The sequence below is a fragment of the Pedobacter antarcticus genome (genome assembly GCF_900103515.1).
In the GTDB taxonomy this organism is placed as follows: domain Bacteria; phylum Bacteroidota; class Bacteroidia; order Sphingobacteriales; family Sphingobacteriaceae; genus Pedobacter; species Pedobacter antarcticus.
In genome coordinates this window covers 1-16414 of record NZ_FNGZ01000012.1, presented here as the reverse complement: position 1 = coordinate 16414, position 16414 = coordinate 1, and the positions used below count along the sequence as shown (strand labels likewise).

Genomic DNA, 16414 nt, shown 5'->3' with positions numbered 1-16414 from the left:
ATTACCCGGATCAGGTGCATATTTGTAACTATACCTGGATATAGTCTGCAAATAATGGGTATGATCTCAGCCTGTCTTTGTGTTTCCTAAAAAAACAAGGCACCCCTTTTGATATTGGCAAATGTATAAATAATTATTTTAGCTTTCTGCGAGGAATTCGTCGACAGCCTCGATTGCATTTTGCAATCGGTCATCTATTCCGCTGATGACTACATAACGGGCATTGAGGGCTTGCAGTTCTTTATGCCAAACAGTCATAAAATGGTTACGCTTTCCCGGGAAATTCCGCAGAGGATCATCCTCCCAGGGCAGGTCAATATCCATGAGCAGGTAAAGATCATATTTTCTTTCCGGTAAGGTTTCCAGTACAATTTCCGGGCTTTCTCCCAGGGTTGCGTCGCTCCAGATCTTCACTGTTAAAAAAGTGGTGTCACAGAAGATAAAGTCTTTTTGTGCAAGTGACAGTATGGAATCTTCCAGTGCAAGCTGCCCGTAGAACATATTCTCTTCATCCTGAAGGGTACAGGGACCTTGCAGTGCAGCACAATAATACCGCGCATATTCCGCGACCCAATGGGTACGGTAGTATCTGGCCAATAATGTGGTGATGGTAGATTTGCCGGTGCTCTCCGGGCCGACTATAGCGATCTTCCTGATATGCATAATACTAATTTATTGGGTTTCCGGTATAGACTCCGGTTTTTCCTGCTGCAAAAGAAAGGATTTTTTCTATTGGATGTATCCCATCTGAGTGATTCGAATGTAAATCAGCTAAATATTAGTCCAGATGGTCCAGCATCGTCGAATGTATGGAATGGGTGCAAATTTACGCACAAAAAAAATCCGGCAGGACATGAACGTACCTGCCGGATAATAAACCAAACAAACTATTTATGAAGATTATCCTCCTGGCCTTCGCCGTCGAGGATGTTTTAATTCGGGTCTTGCAGCCGGTTTTCCAAACGGAAATGTGCTGTTTTCTTTGAACTTATTATTTACAAAACGAAGATTATTGAACCCTAGTACAGGAAGTTTATAAATCTTCAGGGATATTGAAATTCATGACGTTATCATGACTACGGGTGCACATCGCGCAGCTGTTGTCGCTCCGAATTAAGGCGAAAAATATGCACTGTGTATTTGGAGCCGCAAAACTTAGGGCTTTTTGAAAAAAAAAGGCATTTTTATCAGCTAATAATGTAACTTTGCATCCCGACAGAACAGTCGGGCTTCCTTTCTAATATAGCAAGTATTCCCGCAAGCTATCAGGTCTCTAAGACCAGCATTTTTTACTAAAAACAAGTAGAATTTTAAAACCCTATGCCTAAAGACACCTCCATACGTTCCGTATTGATTATTGGATCAGGACCTATTATCATTGGCCAAGCCTGTGAGTTTGATTACTCCGGCTCCCAGGCTGCATTATCCCTCAAAGAAGAAGGAATTGAAGTTTCCATTATAAACTCCAATCCGGCTACAATTATGACGGATAAGGTAATTGCAGACCATGTTTACCTCAGACCGCTGACGGTAGACTCTATTGAGCAGATTTTAATTGAACGGAATATCGATGCAGTCCTTCCAACTATGGGCGGACAAACCGCGCTAAACCTTTGTAAAGAAGCAGAAGAACGTGGTGTGTGGGAAAAGCACGGTGTAAGAGTAATCGGTGTTGATGTTGCTGCAATTGAAAAAACGGAGAACAGAGAAGCATTCCGCCAGTTAATGGTAGATATTGGTGTAGGCGTTGCGCCTTCAAAAATTGCTAACTCTTTCCTGGAAGGTAAAGAAGCTGCACAGCAAATCGGTTATCCACTAGTAATACGCCCATCTTATACACTGGGTGGATCAGGTGGCGGTTTCGTTCATAAAAAGGAAGAATTTGATGCAGCGTTAAAACGCGGCCTTGAGGCGTCTCCAACACACGAAGTACTGGTTGAAAAAGCTGTACTGGGCTGGAAAGAATACGAGCTTGAGCTATTAAGGGACAGTAATGATAATGTGATTATTATCTGCTCTATTGAAAACTTCGATCCAATGGGTATCCATACAGGAGACTCGATTACGGTAGCTCCTGCAATGACACTTTCAGATAGCTGTTACCAGGAAATGCGTAATCAGGCAATCAAAATGATGCGTGCCATTGGTACTTTCGCCGGCGGATGTAATGTACAGTTCTCTGTTAACCCGGATAATGACGACATCATCGCTATTGAAATTAACCCAAGGGTTTCCCGCTCTTCGGCATTGGCAAGTAAAGCAACCGGTTATCCGATTGCAAAGATTGCTTCCAAACTGGCTATCGGTTATAACCTGGATGAAATAGAAAATCAGATTACTAAAACAACTTCAGCTTATTTTGAGCCGACCTTGGATTATGTAATCGTTAAAGTACCGCGCTGGAACTTTGATAAGTTCAAAGGTGCGAATATGGAGCTGGGTCTGCAGATGAAATCTGTAGGAGAGGTAATGGCTATTGGTCGTACCTTTATCGAAGCCCTTCAGAAAGCTTGTCAGAGTCTTGAAATCGGACGTGCTGGTTTAGGTGCAGATGGAAAACATAACAGAAGCATCGATGAAATCATGTACGGTCTGGAGCATCCAAGCTGGAACCGCTTATTCCTGATCAAAGATGCAATGAGCATGGGAGTTCCGTTGGAATCTATCCGTAAAGTGACTAAAATTGATAAATGGTTTTTGTCGCAGATTCAGGAACTTGTTTACCTGGAAACTGAGCTTAAACGTTATTCTCTGAATAATATTCCTAAAGACTTCTTCTTCAATCTGAAGCAGAAAGGTTTCTCTGATATTCAGATCGCTTACCTGTTAGGTAATGTAACTGAAGATGAGGTTTATGACCGTAGAAAATCATTAGGTATCACCAGGGTTTATAAGATGGTAGATACCTGCGCTGCGGAGTTCCCGGCACAGACTCCTTATTTCTACTCGACTTTCGAGCAGGAGAACGAATCTATTCCTACAGATAAGAAAAAAGTAATTGTATTAGGTTCAGGACCTAACCGTATCGGACAAGGTATCGAATTTGATTATTCTTGTGTACATGGTTTACTAGCTGCTAAAGAAAGCGGTTTTGAGGCTATCATGATTAACTGTAATCCCGAAACTGTTTCTACTGATTTTAACATGGCCGATAAGTTATACTTCGAGCCGGTGTTCTGGGAACATGTACGTGAAATCATCGAATTGGAAAAACCAGTTGGTGTAATTGTACAGTTAGGTGGTCAGACTGCATTGAAAATGGCAGAAAAACTGCATGAGAACGGCATCAAAATTATTGGTACGTCTTATAACGATATGGATATCGCAGAAGATCGTGGCCGTTTCTCTGACCTGCTGAAAGAACTGGATATTCCTTATCCGAGATATGGTGTGGCAGAAAATGCAGAAGAGGCTATCGTTGTTGCAAATGAAGTAGGTTACCCGGTACTGGTACGTCCAAGTTATGTATTGGGTGGTCAGGGGATGAGTATTGTAATTAATGATGAGGACCTGGAAAAAGCAGTAGTTAAATTATTGGGAGATCTTCCTGGTAACCGTGTCCTGATTGACCACTTCCTGGACAGGGCAGAAGAGACTGAGTCTGATTCTATCTGTGACGGAGAAGATGTGCACATCGTCGGTTTAATGGAACATATTGAGCCTGCTGGTATCCACTCCGGAGATTCATTTGCAGTATTGCCACCGTTCAGTTTATCTGAGACTGTAATGAATAGTATGGAGACTTACTCCAAGAAAATTGCGAGAGCTTTAAATGTAATTGGCTTGCTGAACATTCAGTTCGCGGTTAAGGACGAAAAGGTGTATGTAATTGAAGCGAATCCAAGAGCGTCAAGAACAGTTCCTTTCATTGCGAAGGCATATGATGTTCCTTACATTAATATCGCTGCAAAAGTGATGCTTGGTGTCAATAAACTGAAAGATTTCACAATCGAACGTAAACTGGTTGGATATGCGATTAAAGAACCTGTATTCTCTTATGATAAATTCCCTGAAGTTCCAAAAGAACTGGGACCGGAAATGAAATCTACAGGAGAGTCAATTCGCTTTATCAAAGATCTGGAAGACCCTTACTTTAGAAAATTATACACAGATAAATCTATGTATCTGTCTAAATAATTAATGATCATGCATTCATGATGCAATCTATTTTAAGCCCTGAGATCTTCAAAGAACTCAGGGCTTTTTTTATAGGTTAAAGCTTATCGGACAAAATGACGACGCCGGTTGCCTCGTAAGCAATTTCTGCTTTTGGCCCCGTGATTCTTGAAATTTCTTCAGGGGACTTTTTCGCATCCTCTGCATAATGACGAAGTTTTTCCATTGAGATGGTTTGCTGTCTGGCCACACCGTCAAGGACTACCGTCTTTCCCTCGATATCCAGAGGCATAAAAAAAGCATAATCTTTAAATGTTACGCGCATAGCCTCACCTTCAGGTGTTTTTAAAGTCATCCAGCAACCTTTTTTCTTACAGACCTCAATAACTTCTCCCGTAATCTTCATTGGTGCTTCCTGCTGCGTACCTAGTTGTTTTTCTACAGCAGCAACAGCTATGGGTTTGCCGGGACTTACACCTGCGCCAAGAGACGTTCCTTTAAAGGCGGGTTCCTGTGCCAGTGCTGCCAGACTGAACAAGCAGCAGCCAAATGCGAATATTAATTTTTTCATAGCAATCTAATGAGTTGACGTTTAATTATTTATAATACTAATCTAATCAAATCACCTGATGCTATCCAAACAATAAATTAAATACGTCTTCAATCTTACTCACGCCTGTAATTTCCAGTGAATATTTCTCCCTGCTAATCCCCTTAAGATTATAATTGGAAACGAAAATTTTTTCGAATCCAAGTTTGTCGGCTTCTGCAATCCGTTGCTCAATCCGATTAACTGCGCGTATTTCTCCTGATAAACCAACTTCTGCAGCGAAACATATTTTAGAAGAGACGGGAATATCTTCGTGGGATGATATAATAGCCGCAAGAATTGCCAGGTCAATAGCCGGGTCTTCTACCTTGATCCCCCCTGCAATATTCAAGAAGACATCTCGTGTACTCAAACGGAATCCGCATCTTTTTTCCAGCACTGCCAACAGCATGTTCATCCTTCGTGTGTCAAAGCCTGTTGCAGAGCGCTGAGGAGTCCCGTAAGCCGCTGCACTAACCAATGCCTGGGTTTCAATAAGCATCGGTCTGGCGCCTTCTAAAGTTGCTGAAATCGCAATACCGCTCAATTCCTCATCGCGCTGGCTTAGTAAAATCTCTGAAGGATTGGAAACCTGTCTTAGTCCGGCGCTGTGCATTGCGTAAATACCAAGTTCCGCTGCGGCACCGAACCTGTTCTTGATAGAACGAAGAATGCGGTATACATGATGCCTGTCACCCTCGAACTGTAATACAGTATCAACCATATGTTCCAGGATTTTGGGCCCCGCGATCGTACCATCTTTCGTAATATGCCCGATCAGAAATACCGGAACGCCGGTTTCCTTTGCGAATCTCAATAACTCGGCAGTACATTCTCTTACCTGGGAGACGCTGCCTGGTGTAGACTCAATATGTGCAGAATGCAGTGTTTGAATGGAATCAATAATCAGAACTTCCGGTTCCAGCAGTTCTATCTGTTTAAAAATATTCTGGGTAGAGGTTTCTGTCAGGATATAACAATCTGCTGCAGGGTCAGTGGTAATCCGTTCCGCACGCATTTTAATTTGCTGCTCACTTTCCTCTCCGGAGATATAAAGTACTTTTCTGTCCCGGATATTTAAGGCCAGCTGGAGCATTAGTGTAGATTTGCCAATACCGGGTTCTCCGCCAATTAAAATTACAGAGCCGGCAACCAGTCCGCCACCAAGCACACGGTCGAGCTCCAGATCGCTGGTTGAAATTTTCTTTTCGGCCGTAGAAGCGATTTCGGTTACGCGGTTGGGTTTACTCGCCCTTTTTCCACTGCTGGAAGTTTGCCATGCGGCAGCACCGGAACCCGGTTTTTCAATCACTTCTTCTACGAAGGTGTTCCATGAATTACAGGAAGGACATTTGCCGAGCCATTTGGCGGATTCATATCCGCAGCTCTGACAAAAATATGCTGATTTAGTTTTAGCCAATGGATTTTAATTTGAGTACGAATTTAAAAGTTTCCTGCCATAAAAAGGTTATGAAATAAAGAAGCCTGGCTGCGGGTGCAGTCAGGCTTCTTTATTATGTTTTGAACATGGGTTTTACAACTTTATTTCTTCGTCCTTGGAAGAGATAAAATGAAACTCAGTTAATAAGTAAGAAGGAACGGCCTTCACTTTTATGCGCTGTCCGAATTTAAAGAACCATTTCCACTGAAGTGAATAAATACCTTTTTTGATGAAGGCTTCAATATACGGGTGGACGCAAAGCGTAATGTCTTTCTCATTCTGCTCCCGTAAAATATAGTTCATATTGCTTTCAATATCGTCCATAAGTACGATACTAGCTTTAATTTCACCTGAACCATGACACATTGGACATACTTCACTGGTTACGATATTCATTTCCGGGCGTACACGCTGGCGGGTAATCTGTACCAGTCCGAATTTACTCGGTGGAAGGATGGTATGTTTAGCACGGTCAAGCTGCATCAGCTCTCTTAGGTAGTCAAACAACATTTTACGGTTTACCGGTTTGTGCATGTCGATAAAATCGATTACCACTATACCGCCCATATCACGTAATCTGAGCTGCCTTGCAATTTCTTTAGCCGCTTCTTTGTTCACCTGAAGTGCATTGTCTTCCTGGTTTTCCTTATTAGCAGTCCGGTTACCACTATTCACGTCAATTACGTGCAGGGCTTCCGTATGTTCAACAACCAGGTAGGCACCGCCTGCGAGGTTTACAGTTTTTCCGAAGCCGTTTTTAATCTGCTTCTCTATGCCAAAGTGTTCGAAAATTGGTTCTTTATGTTTGTATGGCTTAACGATCTTCTCCATATCAGGTGAAATTTCGTGCACATAAGAACGGATATCTTCAAACAGGCCGTTGTCGTTTACATAAACGTTGGTGAAATCTGTACTCAGAATATCACGGATTAAGGTAGACGTTCTGTCCATTTCTCCCCAAACACGTTTAGACGGTTCAGCGTCCGGCAGTTTTTTAATAAAATTTTCCCATTTGGAAACGGAATCCAGCAAATCCTTCTGTAATTCCTCTACTCCCTTACCTTCAGAAACTGTTCTGATGATAACACCGAAGTTTTTCGGTTTGATACTTTCTATAATCTTTTTCAGGCGGTTACGCTCTGTATTACTTTTAATTTTTTTGGATATGGAAATTACATTGGAAAATGGGACTAATACAATATAACGTCCTGCAATAGAAAGATCGGAGCTTAGACGCGGACCTTTAGTCGAAATAGGCTCTTTAGCTATCTGGACAGGTATGAGCATGTTTTTGGCAACAACTTCAGATATTTTGCCAGCCTTGTTAATATCGGCTTCCAGCTTTAAATTATCTAATAGAGTACCGCTAACACTGCCATTCCGCTTAATTTTAGTAAGCTTTAATAAAGATTGAACTTGCGGACCCAGATCGAAATAATGCAAAAAAGCATCTTTCTCATAACCTACATCAACAAACGCTGCATTTAGTCCCGGCATGATTTTTTTAATGCGGCCTAAATAAATATCGCCTACGGCGTAGTTTGTGTTGACGTGTTCTTTATGAAGTTCTACAAGTTGTTTGTCTTCAATCAAAGCTATGGTTACTCCCGCGGGAGATGAATCGATAATTAATTCCTTTACCAAAAGCTTTACATTTTAAGGGTTTGCGACCCTTTTTAAACACATGGACTGAAGAGCGTGTATTTTAAACAGGCTCTATAAAAAAAAAGAGCAACGAATAACAGATACCCGGTCATCCCAGGTATCTGCCATTCGTTGTTCATGAAAAACAATTCCTATTTTTTCTTATGTCTGTTTTTTCTTAAACGTTTTTTACGTTTGTGGGTGGCCATTTTATGTCTTTTTCTTTTTTTACCGCTTGGCATAACTTTTAGGTTTAAATATTTTAATAAATCTGTTTATTAACTTTTGTTTTTCAGCTCAGCCACTTTCTTATCAATAAAAGATGACAAGGTTGGATTAGCTGCTAACTTTTTACTGCTTAAGTAAGCATCAATTGCTTCCTTATTTTTTCCCAGGTTTTCATAAGCCGTTCCCAGATAAAAGTAAGCATCTGGAGTAGGTTTCATGGCAATGATATCATTGAACCTGGTAATTGCTTTATCAAATTGTCCGGATTTGATCGCAAACGTACCCAGACTCATATTAGCTCTTAGGTTTTTTGGATCTTTTTTAACTACATCCAGTAACATGGCAATTCCCGACATTGGTGCACCCATACCATTAACGATGGTAATTCCCAAACCTGTTTTTGCATCCAGGTTCGTAGAGTCTAGTGCAAATGCGTTGGTATAAGCCATATTTGCTTTCTGTAATAATACCGGTGTTGTTACACTATCTGTTGTGGTATCATACGCTTTCATAAGCCTGCCGCCAGCAGCCAACCAGTTATTCAGGGTCTGCTCTTTATTGGCAACGATTTCAAGGTATAATGCACTTGGTATAGTTTTTTCAACATCGTCCCATTTTTGTGCCAGTACTTTAGCCGCATTCAGCTGATCATCGCCGGAAGCAGCCTGATAAGCATTTTCCAATGTAGCGATTTCTGTTGCTAAGTTAGCATTAATGGTGTTTTTTGCTTCAGTAGATACCTCAGTGAGGTTAATCGTACTGTTTGCGGAAGATAACTGACCACCAGCCGGAACTCCGGCCTTCTCCTCCTTTGGTTTCACTAAGCCCTTAATATCTCTAGTAAACAAAAAAGCAACCAGCAGTACAACTGCCGCAATAATTAGTGTTTGTTTAGATCGGATAGTGTTCATTTCTTTGATTTAGGCCTCTACGCTCAGTTTTTTGGTGTTGTTTTTCACTTTGTCAACAAATACTTTTGCTGGTTTAAAACTTGGTACGAAGTGCTCAGGAATGATAATTGCGGTGTTTTTGGAAATATTCCTTGCTGTTTTCTGTGCTCTTTTCTTCACAACAAAACTACCAAAACCCCTAACATACACATTCTCGCCACCGATCATACTGGTTTTGATGACTTTGAAAAACGCCTCAACGGTCTCTTGTACATCTACCTTTTCAATTCCTGTTTTCGTTGATATTTCTGAAATAATATCTGCCTTAGTCATATTTTCTATTATTAATTGTTGTGTGTTTAATATTATAAGTGATTTGGGGTTGCAAAAGTATTGCTTTTTAATGAGATAGGAAAATAAAAGATCAATTATTTATCTGCTGAACTATCAGGGAATTGCAAGTTTTGTGTTTGTTACATCTTCCGAAAGCGTTTGGCGAGATTCGTTGGAATACACTTATTTTGGATGCAAGGCGAAAAAAAATTGGTTAAAAATGCAATCTGCTGACAGATTACAGGTATTTTTGAGGTTATGAATTTTCAGATAATTATTACCAGCTGGTATCAGGCAAACCACAGAAATTTGCCCTGGAGAGCCAGCACCGATCCATACGTTATCTGGTTATCTGAAATTATTTTGCAGCAGACCAGGGTCGAGCAAGGATTACCCTATTTTAACCGCTTTCTTGCGGCTTTTCCGACGGTTAGGGATTTCGCCGGCGCCTCAGAAATGGAAATACTTAAACTGTGGCAGGGGCTGGGTTATTACTCCAGGGGAAGAAACATGCTTTATACCGCCAGGGAGGTAATGGAGCTTCATGAGGGCGTTTTTCCGGTAGCATATGATGCTTTGATCAGGTTAAAAGGAATAGGTGCCTATACTGCTGCTGCCATTTCTTCATTTTCTTCCGGGGAATCGCGGGCGGTGTTGGACGGCAATGTTTTTCGGGTGCTTTCCCGCTATTTTGGCATTGATATACCCATAAATTCTACTGCCGGAAAATCTACGTTTTCTACACTAAGCCAGTCATTGATCGAGGGCCAGGACCCTGCGGTTTACAACCAGGCGATTATGGAATTTGGTGCACTGCAGTGTAAGCCTAAATCTCCAAATTGTGCGGTTTGTCCTTTGCAGAATGGATGTGCCGCCTATGCGGGTAATCTGGTTAATCATTTGCCCGTAAAGCTGAAAACAGTAAAAGTTAAAACAAGATATTTAAATTATTTGTTCTGTTTGAAAGACGGGCAGGTATTAGTTAATAAACGGATAAAAGAAGATATCTGGCAGCATCTTTACGATTTTCCGCACATTGAGACTTCACATGCCGCAGAACCCGGAGATCCTGAATTCAGTTCTTCACTTCAGGAAATGTTTGGAAAAGACGTCGTGTTAAGGCCCTTAATGGAGATGAAACATCTGCTTACGCACCAAATTATATATGTCAAGTTTTTTGCATTAGATAATTATATCACTAACTTTAGTATGGACGCAGAAGTGAATTGGGTATCCTGGCAAGAACTGGATGAACTTCCGCAACCAAAAATTCTAACCAAATTTATTCAATCTGTAAACATCAATAGCTAAACCAAATTTCATGTCAGGTATTAACAAAGTAATTTTAGTAGGTCATTTAGGTAAAGATCCTGAAGTACGGCATCTTGATGGTGGTGTCACAGTAGCTAGTTTCCCTTTAGCTACTTCCGAAACTTATAACAAAGAAGGAAAGCGTATAGAACAAACGGAATGGCATAATATCGTATTATGGCGCGGGCTTGCTGAGGTCGCATCCAAGTATTTGCAAAAAGGAAAACTGGTTTACATCGAAGGTAAATTACGAACGAGATCTTTTGAAGATAAAGAGCGGGTTAAAAAATACGTGACCGAAGTCGTAGCGGAGAACTTCACATTACTTGGCAGGAAGAGCGATTTTGAAAATACCCCCGTTGCCGCTGCAACCCCAAAACATGAAAATGATTATGTCGAGCCGGAAGATAATGCTACCGGCGATCTGCCTTTTTAGGCGATAAACGAACGATTTTTCTTTTCTAAGACATAAAAAAACCTGCGTTAAACTGATAACGCAGGTTTTTTTATGTCCGTAGCTTATTTTTAAGGATTGGATTTTATGTAATAAATATTCAGCCTTATTCTTTTGTTATCTGTATTGTGAAATGATCCCAGTCTCGCCCGGCTTACGCTGGTTGGATAAGGGAACAGATTAAACTCGGTAAATGGTGTGGCAGCAAGGAAAGTGCCGTAATCTACAGTTTTACCATCAATTAAGTCCTGGATATAATTGGTTACCTCGAAAGTATAAGTGTTCTTGGTCTTATCGTAGAAGCCGCCAAATGTACCGGCGATGGCTCTTGGATCTCCTGTCGGATTAGTTGAGCTACCTGCGTTACCATCCGGCAACAGCTGTCTTTGCGAGGCCAGGTCATATCTATACAATGCGAGCCTTAAAGGTGCCTTAAACGGGATTGTATCCGTAGGGTTGCTTAGCTCTATAACCAGTTGTGCTTTGCTGACAATCAATGTGCCGCCAATCTTCTCTTTTAGCTGATTCACGTGAGGGAAAGATATCTTGGTTCTCAAACCACCTGCCTGCAGGTAAGTCGTCTGCGTTTGTGTTTTGGAGGCTATGTTTTCCTTAACAGCGTCGGTGTAATTATGTTTGATTGAAGCCAAAACATAATTAGAATTGCTACTGGTAACGGGAAATTTACTAACTACTGTATCGATTGCAGTTGTTGTCGAAGCATTTTGTTTTTTGAAATAGATTTCCATGCTTGCTCCGTCAGCGGTAGCCATATCCAGAAATACAACAGCGCCTTTGGCATTCGTGGTTGTTGCTTCAACTTTCAGTCCTTTAAAGGCGGCTTTAAATCTTTTATCATTCGCTAAAGTAGCCGAATCTAGCTTCAGGATTTTATCCTGGATCATTGCTGTAGATAATTTGATCCTAAGTTGAGGATTTGCAGAGAACGTAGTATCAGGTCCGCCGGCTACAATATTTGTAATCTTTACCCTGGTATTCGGCTTTATTGCTTTATTTACATTGGCTAAAACATCACTAGCCGGATAAGTTGCATTGCTTAGAAATGTCTTTTGCTCTGTTAAATCTGAATTAAGTTGTTTAACCGTGATATTAAGAACTGAAGTCGTATCTCCGTAGTAGCGTTCTACATTAGCCCCGCTAGAATAAGGTAAAACTAAAACAGCAGAATCGATTTGTGTATTTTTACCAAAGGTAAAACCAGATCCCGGAGCTGTAACAGACATGGCTACTTCTGCATTGGTTGAACCAACTATTTCATCTTTCAGTTCCCCAAGCGGGTATCTCGCCATATTGTAGGTGCTGGCAGGATCGTCTAGTTGTGTGGCACTTAAAATAGTAGCAGTATCGAGCAGTTCCCCCCTGATTGATTCAGTTGAACCTAATTCCAGGCCAATATCGCTGGAGTTTTTACAAGAGGATAAAAGAAAAAGACTTATCAACAAGGTTAATAAGTCTAGTTTTTGAAATTTCATATATTATTTAATAAAACCTGTGTTAAACGATAGATACTAATTCGTCGTTCGATATCTCTTCATATAAATTGTAGAAATTCTCGAAATTTTCGGTTAAATTAAAAGCTAAAGTTGGTTTATTTGAATCTTTAACAAACTTTAACACATCAGCTTCAATTTTTTCATCGGCAAGTACAACAGCATCAGCATAGGTTATTGCACCGATATGCATCGTATTACAGTTCGGATTAACATACATGCTGGTATCTTCGGCTGTCATGTTATTCATCACTGCTTTTTCATGCATTGAACTGTCCATAGTTTCTGTGAAGCAGTTCTCATAAACCGAATATACTACTTTTGAATTCTTAAAAGTAGGATCGTTTTTATAAGATGTTTTGATGTAGGCAGGAACCAGTGAGGTCATCCAGCCATGGCAATGCACGATATCCGGCGCCCATCCAAGTTTCTTAACAGTTTCCAGTGCGCCTTTGCAAAAGAAGATTGTTCTTTCGTCATTGTCTGCATAGAATTTGTTTTCTTTGTCCCGGAAGACATACTTGCGCTGGAAATAATCTTCGTTATCCAGAAAGTATACCTGCATACGCGCTGCTGGTATAGATGCAACTTTGATAATCAGTGGGTTATCATTGTCGTCAATCATAATGTTCATTCCTGATAAACGAATTACCTCATGAAGGCGATTCCTTCTCTCATTGATATTGCCAAATCTTGGCATCAGAATGCGGATTTCTAATCCTTTTTCCTGCATTGCCTGAGGAAGTTGACGGGTAATCTCTGAAATTTTCGTGAGTTCGAGGAAAGGCGACATCTCGTGTGTAACAATCAGTAGCTTTGTTTTTGCCATCTCCATATTTTGAATAAATATTTATGTTAAAGAAAAGATAATCAAGGGGCAAAGGTAAGCATTTTATTCAAATTTATCAATAAATTGGCTATATGTTTTGTTGGGATTATATAAATGCTCAACTTTGGACTTTGAAATTTTACAACCCGGTTTGGAAGTCATAAATCATATTGCGGCATTAAAAGTGTCGTTGAGGTCAGCCCGGCTGGCCCAGCAGAAAATCGCCCTTGTTCCAACAATGGGAGCCTTGCATAGCGGACATGTCTCTCTGGTCAAAAAAGCCCAGGAGCTTGCTGATATAGTTGTTTGCAGCATTTTTGTCAATCCCACTCAGTTTACTGATCCGAAAGATCTGGAAAAATATCCCAGGCCACTTGAGCACGATATCCGTATGCTGGAGCATGCAGGGTGTGATTTCGTCTTCATGCCGTCGGTGACAGAAATGTATCCGGAGCCTGAAAACTGGCATATTGATCTTGGTCCCGCAGAATTCCTGCTGGAAGGCGAATTTAGAAAAGGACATTATCAGGGCGTTACTCAGATCGTAAAGAAATTATTTGATGCAGTAAATCCCGATCTTGCATTTTTTGGACAGAAAGATTACCAGCAGGTGCTGATGATTAAAAATATGGTGAATTATTTTCATTTGCCGGTTGAGCTGGTTTCCTGCCCGATTATTCGGGAAGAAGACGGTTTGGCTATGAGCTCAAGGAATATTCACTTAACTGGAGAAGAAAGGATACAAGCTTTGGTATTGAGCCGTTCTCTGTATTATATCAGGGATCATTTCGGTGAGACCAAAATAGCTGAACTACTGGAAAATGCCAGGAAACTGGTACGAGGCACACCCGGAGTCGAGTTAGATTATCTGACTATTGCCGATGGAGATACGTTGTTGCCGGTTGATGAGGAATCCGGAAAATCCGGGTTGGTCGCGCTTATAGCCGCAAAAGTCGGTGAAACCAGGCTGATAGATAATATCATCCTTAACTAATACGTCTTTAAACAGGCACCTAAAAAAATTATCATGATTATTGAAGTTTTAAAATCAAAAATACACCGTGTAAAGGTGACTCAGGCAGAATTAAATTATGTAGGTAGTATTACAATAGATGAAGATCTGATGGATGCTGCGAACATTATTGCCAATGAAAAAATACAAATTGTGAACAATAATAACGGGGCGCGGTTTGAAACTTATGTAATCCGCGGAGAACGCGGGTCAGGTATGATCTGTCTGAACGGTGCAACTGCAAGGTTGGTTCAGGTGGGCGATATTCTGATCATTATGTCTTACGGATCGCTACCAATTGAAGAGGCGAAATTATATAAGCCAATTCTTGTATTTCCTGATGATCATAATCATCTGCTGAAATAATACTATGGTTGCATAGTAATTATTAGTCTGGAAATACTAAATTTGGTGAAAACGTATTTCTAAGATATAATTATTATGCAATTTCAACTTAGCGAAGAACAATTGATGATTCAGCAGGCTGCGCGTGATTTCGCGCAGCAGGAGTTAAAACCTGGAGTCATTGAAAGAGATGAACATCAGAAATTTCCTGTAGAACAGGTCAGGAAACTAGGTGAGCTTGGATTCCTGGGAATGATGGTGTCTGAAGAATTTGGTGGCAGCGGACTCGATGCAGTCTCGTATGTACTGGTCATGGAAGAACTCTCAAAAATAGATGCCTCAGCTTCGGTTGTGGTCTCTGTTAATAATTCACTGGTTTGTTATGGCCTGGAAGCTTTCGGGTCGGCAGAACAGAAAGAAAAATATCTTAAACCGCTGGCTTCAGGGGAAATAATAGGGGCATTCTGCCTTTCCGAACCTGAAGCGGGTTCGGATGCAACATCACAACATACAACAGCGGAAGACAAAGGCGAATATTATCTGCTTAACGGCACGAAAAACTGGATTACCAATGGTAGTACAGCGTCTGTCTATCTGGTTATTGCGCAAACTGATCCTTCATTGAAACATCGGGGGATCAATGCTTTTATAGTCGAAAAGGGTATGGAAGGGTTTACTATCGGACCCAAGGAGAATAAAATGGGTATACGTGGATCAGATACGCATTCTCTTATGTTTAATGATGTGAAAGTCCCTAAAGAAAATCGTATCGGTGAAAATGGCTTCGGATTTAAGTTTGCGATGAAGACTCTGGAAGGTGGCAGGATCGGTATTGCCGCACAGGCACTCGGTATTGCAGCGGGTGCATATGAGCTGGCGCTGGCTTATGCTCAGGAAAGAAAATCATTCGGAAAACCAATTTCCGATCATCAGGCAATTGCTTTTAAGCTGGCGGATATGGCAACCAAGATTGAAGCGGCACGAATGCTCGTTTACAAAGCTGCCTGGTTAAAAGATCAGGGGCAGTCGTATACGCTAGCCGGATCGATGGCTAAGCTGTATGCTTCTAAAGTAGCAATGGAAGTTACGGTCGAGGCAGTGCAGGTACATGGTGGTTACGGTTTTGTGAAAGAATACCATGTGGAGCGGCTGATGCGTGATGCTAAAATTACCCAGATTTATGAAGGAACTTCGGAAATTCAGCAAATGGTAATTTCAAGAGAGATTCTGGACTAAATGATAAGTGAAATAAGTATACCGGTTAGCTCGTTTTACGCTAAAAGGCTATTGAGTCGGTATTGACAGGGTGTTCAGTCGGTAATGGGGTATATCAACAGCGACTCAATACCGACTCAATACCGTCTCAATACCGTTTTAATCTTTAACAGTATCCGAACGTTGTCTTATCCTGAAATGGCTATACAGTTTACTGAATTAATTTTAGATAGACTATACACGCAAATTTGTTATTCCTGTATCAATTATACAAGTTGCTTTTCATTTGGTTTGCACCATTTAGGTTTCCATCTTTTTTTCAATGGCCCGTGTTTCAGGTGTGCCTGCTCTGGAGTTAGATAATCACAACTAGCATGGGGCCTTAATTGATTATAGGTTTGGATATTTTCTCTTATCTTTTGGGTAGTTTCCCTAAAACCAACTTTTGAGCTATGCAAATCAAATTCTGATTTTAGTATCCCGTTTACCCTTTCTG

The 16414-nt window shown here is 40.9% G+C and carries 15 protein-coding genes; 6 read left to right on the top strand and 9 right to left on the bottom strand.

The window, feature by feature from the left end; genetic code table 11:
- Window positions 1–138: 138 nt before the first annotated feature.
- Window positions 139–663 (bottom strand): AAA family ATPase, encoded by a 525-nt coding sequence (locus BLR53_RS17380; RefSeq protein WP_074591497.1) that lies wholly within the window; start codon window positions 661–663, stop codon window positions 139–141.
- A gap of 657 nt (window positions 664–1320) precedes the next feature.
- Here BLR53_RS17380 and carB point away from each other — a divergent pair.
- Window positions 1321–4137 (top strand): carbamoyl-phosphate synthase large subunit, encoded by a 2817-nt coding sequence (carB, locus tag BLR53_RS17375; RefSeq protein ID WP_037438055.1) that lies wholly within the window; start codon window positions 1321–1323, stop codon window positions 4135–4137.
- A 76-nt stretch (window positions 4138–4213) separates the two neighbouring features.
- Here the strand turns inward: carB and BLR53_RS17370 are convergent, their stop codons facing one another.
- The 5 genes from BLR53_RS17370 to BLR53_RS17350 all read right to left on the bottom strand — a co-directional run bounded on the left by BLR53_RS17370 (window position 4214) and on the right by BLR53_RS17350 (window position 9241).
- Entirely contained in the window at window positions 4214–4687 is a 474-nt protein-coding gene (locus tag BLR53_RS17370) for a DUF4920 domain-containing protein (protein WP_074591495.1), read from the bottom strand.
- A gap of 61 nt (window positions 4688–4748) precedes the next feature.
- Window positions 4749–6125 (bottom strand): DNA repair protein RadA, encoded by a 1377-nt coding sequence (gene radA / locus BLR53_RS17365; protein WP_074591492.1) that lies wholly within the window; start codon window positions 6123–6125, stop codon window positions 4749–4751.
- A 114-nt stretch (window positions 6126–6239) separates the two neighbouring features.
- Window positions 6240–7790 carry an Rne/Rng family ribonuclease gene (locus BLR53_RS17360; RefSeq protein ID WP_037438051.1) on the bottom strand — a complete coding sequence of 517 codons (1551 nt, stop codon included), beginning with the start codon at window positions 7788–7790 and terminating at the stop codon, window positions 6240–6242.
- Between the two features lie 278 nt (window positions 7791–8068).
- Complete coding sequence (locus BLR53_RS17355; RefSeq protein WP_037438050.1) at window positions 8069–8929, bottom strand: tetratricopeptide repeat protein; 861 nt, start codon at window positions 8927–8929, stop codon at window positions 8069–8071.
- A 9-nt stretch (window positions 8930–8938) separates the two neighbouring features.
- Window positions 8939–9241: an HU family DNA-binding protein gene (locus BLR53_RS17350; RefSeq protein ID WP_037438049.1), complete on the bottom strand. Its 303-nt coding sequence runs from the start codon at window positions 9239–9241 to the stop codon at window positions 8939–8941.
- A gap of 258 nt (window positions 9242–9499) precedes the next feature.
- On the opposite strand from BLR53_RS17350, the gene mutY reads away from it, so the two are divergent.
- Both mutY and BLR53_RS17340 read left to right on the top strand, forming a co-directional pair.
- Window positions 9500–10552: an A/G-specific adenine glycosylase gene (gene mutY / locus BLR53_RS17345; RefSeq protein WP_074591490.1), complete on the top strand. Its 1053-nt coding sequence runs from the start codon at window positions 9500–9502 to the stop codon at window positions 10550–10552.
- Between the two features lie 10 nt (window positions 10553–10562).
- On the top strand, window positions 10563–10988 hold the full coding sequence (locus tag BLR53_RS17340) for a single-stranded DNA-binding protein (protein ID WP_037438046.1): 426 nt from the start codon (window positions 10563–10565) through the stop codon (window positions 10986–10988).
- Between the two features lie 89 nt (window positions 10989–11077).
- Here the strand turns inward: BLR53_RS17340 and BLR53_RS17335 are convergent, their stop codons facing one another.
- Together BLR53_RS17335 and BLR53_RS17330 are read right to left on the bottom strand one after the other, a co-directional pair.
- Window positions 11078–12499, bottom strand: coding sequence for a DUF4270 family protein (locus BLR53_RS17335; protein ID WP_074591488.1), 1422 nt, complete (start codon window positions 12497–12499; stop codon window positions 11078–11080).
- Window positions 12500–12521: 22 nt separating this feature from the next.
- Complete coding sequence (locus BLR53_RS17330; RefSeq protein ID WP_037443066.1) at window positions 12522–13346, bottom strand: glycogen/starch synthase; 825 nt, start codon at window positions 13344–13346, stop codon at window positions 12522–12524.
- A gap of 124 nt (window positions 13347–13470) precedes the next feature.
- Here BLR53_RS17330 and panC point away from each other — a divergent pair, with 124 nt between their 5' ends.
- The 3 genes from panC to BLR53_RS17315 all read left to right on the top strand — a co-directional run bounded on the left by panC (window position 13471) and on the right by BLR53_RS17315 (window position 15939).
- The gene (panC, locus tag BLR53_RS17325) at window positions 13471–14340 is read left to right on the top strand and encodes a pantoate--beta-alanine ligase (RefSeq protein ID WP_234797517.1); all 870 of its coding nucleotides are present in this window, start codon (window positions 13471–13473) and stop codon (window positions 14338–14340) included.
- A 33-nt stretch (window positions 14341–14373) separates the two neighbouring features.
- Window positions 14374–14724: an aspartate 1-decarboxylase gene (gene panD, locus BLR53_RS17320; RefSeq protein ID WP_037443089.1), complete on the top strand. Its 351-nt coding sequence runs from the start codon at window positions 14374–14376 to the stop codon at window positions 14722–14724.
- Window positions 14725–14799: 75 nt separating this feature from the next.
- Entirely contained in the window at window positions 14800–15939 is a 1140-nt protein-coding gene (locus BLR53_RS17315; protein ID WP_074591485.1) for an acyl-CoA dehydrogenase, read from the top strand.
- Window positions 15940–16184: 245 nt separating this feature from the next.
- Here BLR53_RS17315 and BLR53_RS17310 read toward each other — a convergent pair.
- Window positions 16185–16414, bottom strand: a 230-nt coding sequence (locus BLR53_RS17310) for an integrase core domain-containing protein (RefSeq protein WP_143007901.1), incomplete at its 5' end; no start/stop codon positions are given.

Coding starts and splice junctions, on each gene's coding strand:
- BLR53_RS17355 (WP_037438050.1), bottom strand. CDS start 8,929: ATGAACACTATCCGATCTAAACAAACACTAATTATTGCGGCAGTTGTA.
- mutY (WP_074591490.1), top strand. CDS start 9,500: ATGAATTTTCAGATAATTATTACCAGCTGGTATCAGGCAAACCACAGA.
- BLR53_RS17340 (WP_037438046.1), top strand. CDS start 10,563: ATGTCAGGTATTAACAAAGTAATTTTAGTAGGTCATTTAGGTAAAGAT.
- BLR53_RS17350 (WP_037438049.1), bottom strand. CDS start 9,241: ATGACTAAGGCAGATATTATTTCAGAAATATCAACGAAAACAGGAATT.
- BLR53_RS17335 (WP_074591488.1), bottom strand. CDS start 12,499: ATGAAATTTCAAAAACTAGACTTATTAACCTTGTTGATAAGTCTTTTT.
- panD (WP_037443089.1), top strand. CDS start 14,374: ATGATTATTGAAGTTTTAAAATCAAAAATACACCGTGTAAAGGTGACT.
- BLR53_RS17315 (WP_074591485.1), top strand. CDS start 14,800: ATGCAATTTCAACTTAGCGAAGAACAATTGATGATTCAGCAGGCTGCG.
- BLR53_RS17370 (WP_074591495.1), bottom strand. CDS start 4,687: ATGAAAAAATTAATATTCGCATTTGGCTGCTGCTTGTTCAGTCTGGCA.
- BLR53_RS17330 (WP_037443066.1), bottom strand. CDS start 13,346: ATGGCAAAAACAAAGCTACTGATTGTTACACACGAGATGTCGCCTTTC.
- BLR53_RS17380 (WP_074591497.1), bottom strand. CDS start 663: ATGCATATCAGGAAGATCGCTATAGTCGGCCCGGAGAGCACCGGCAAA.
- carB (WP_037438055.1), top strand. CDS start 1,321: ATGCCTAAAGACACCTCCATACGTTCCGTATTGATTATTGGATCAGGA.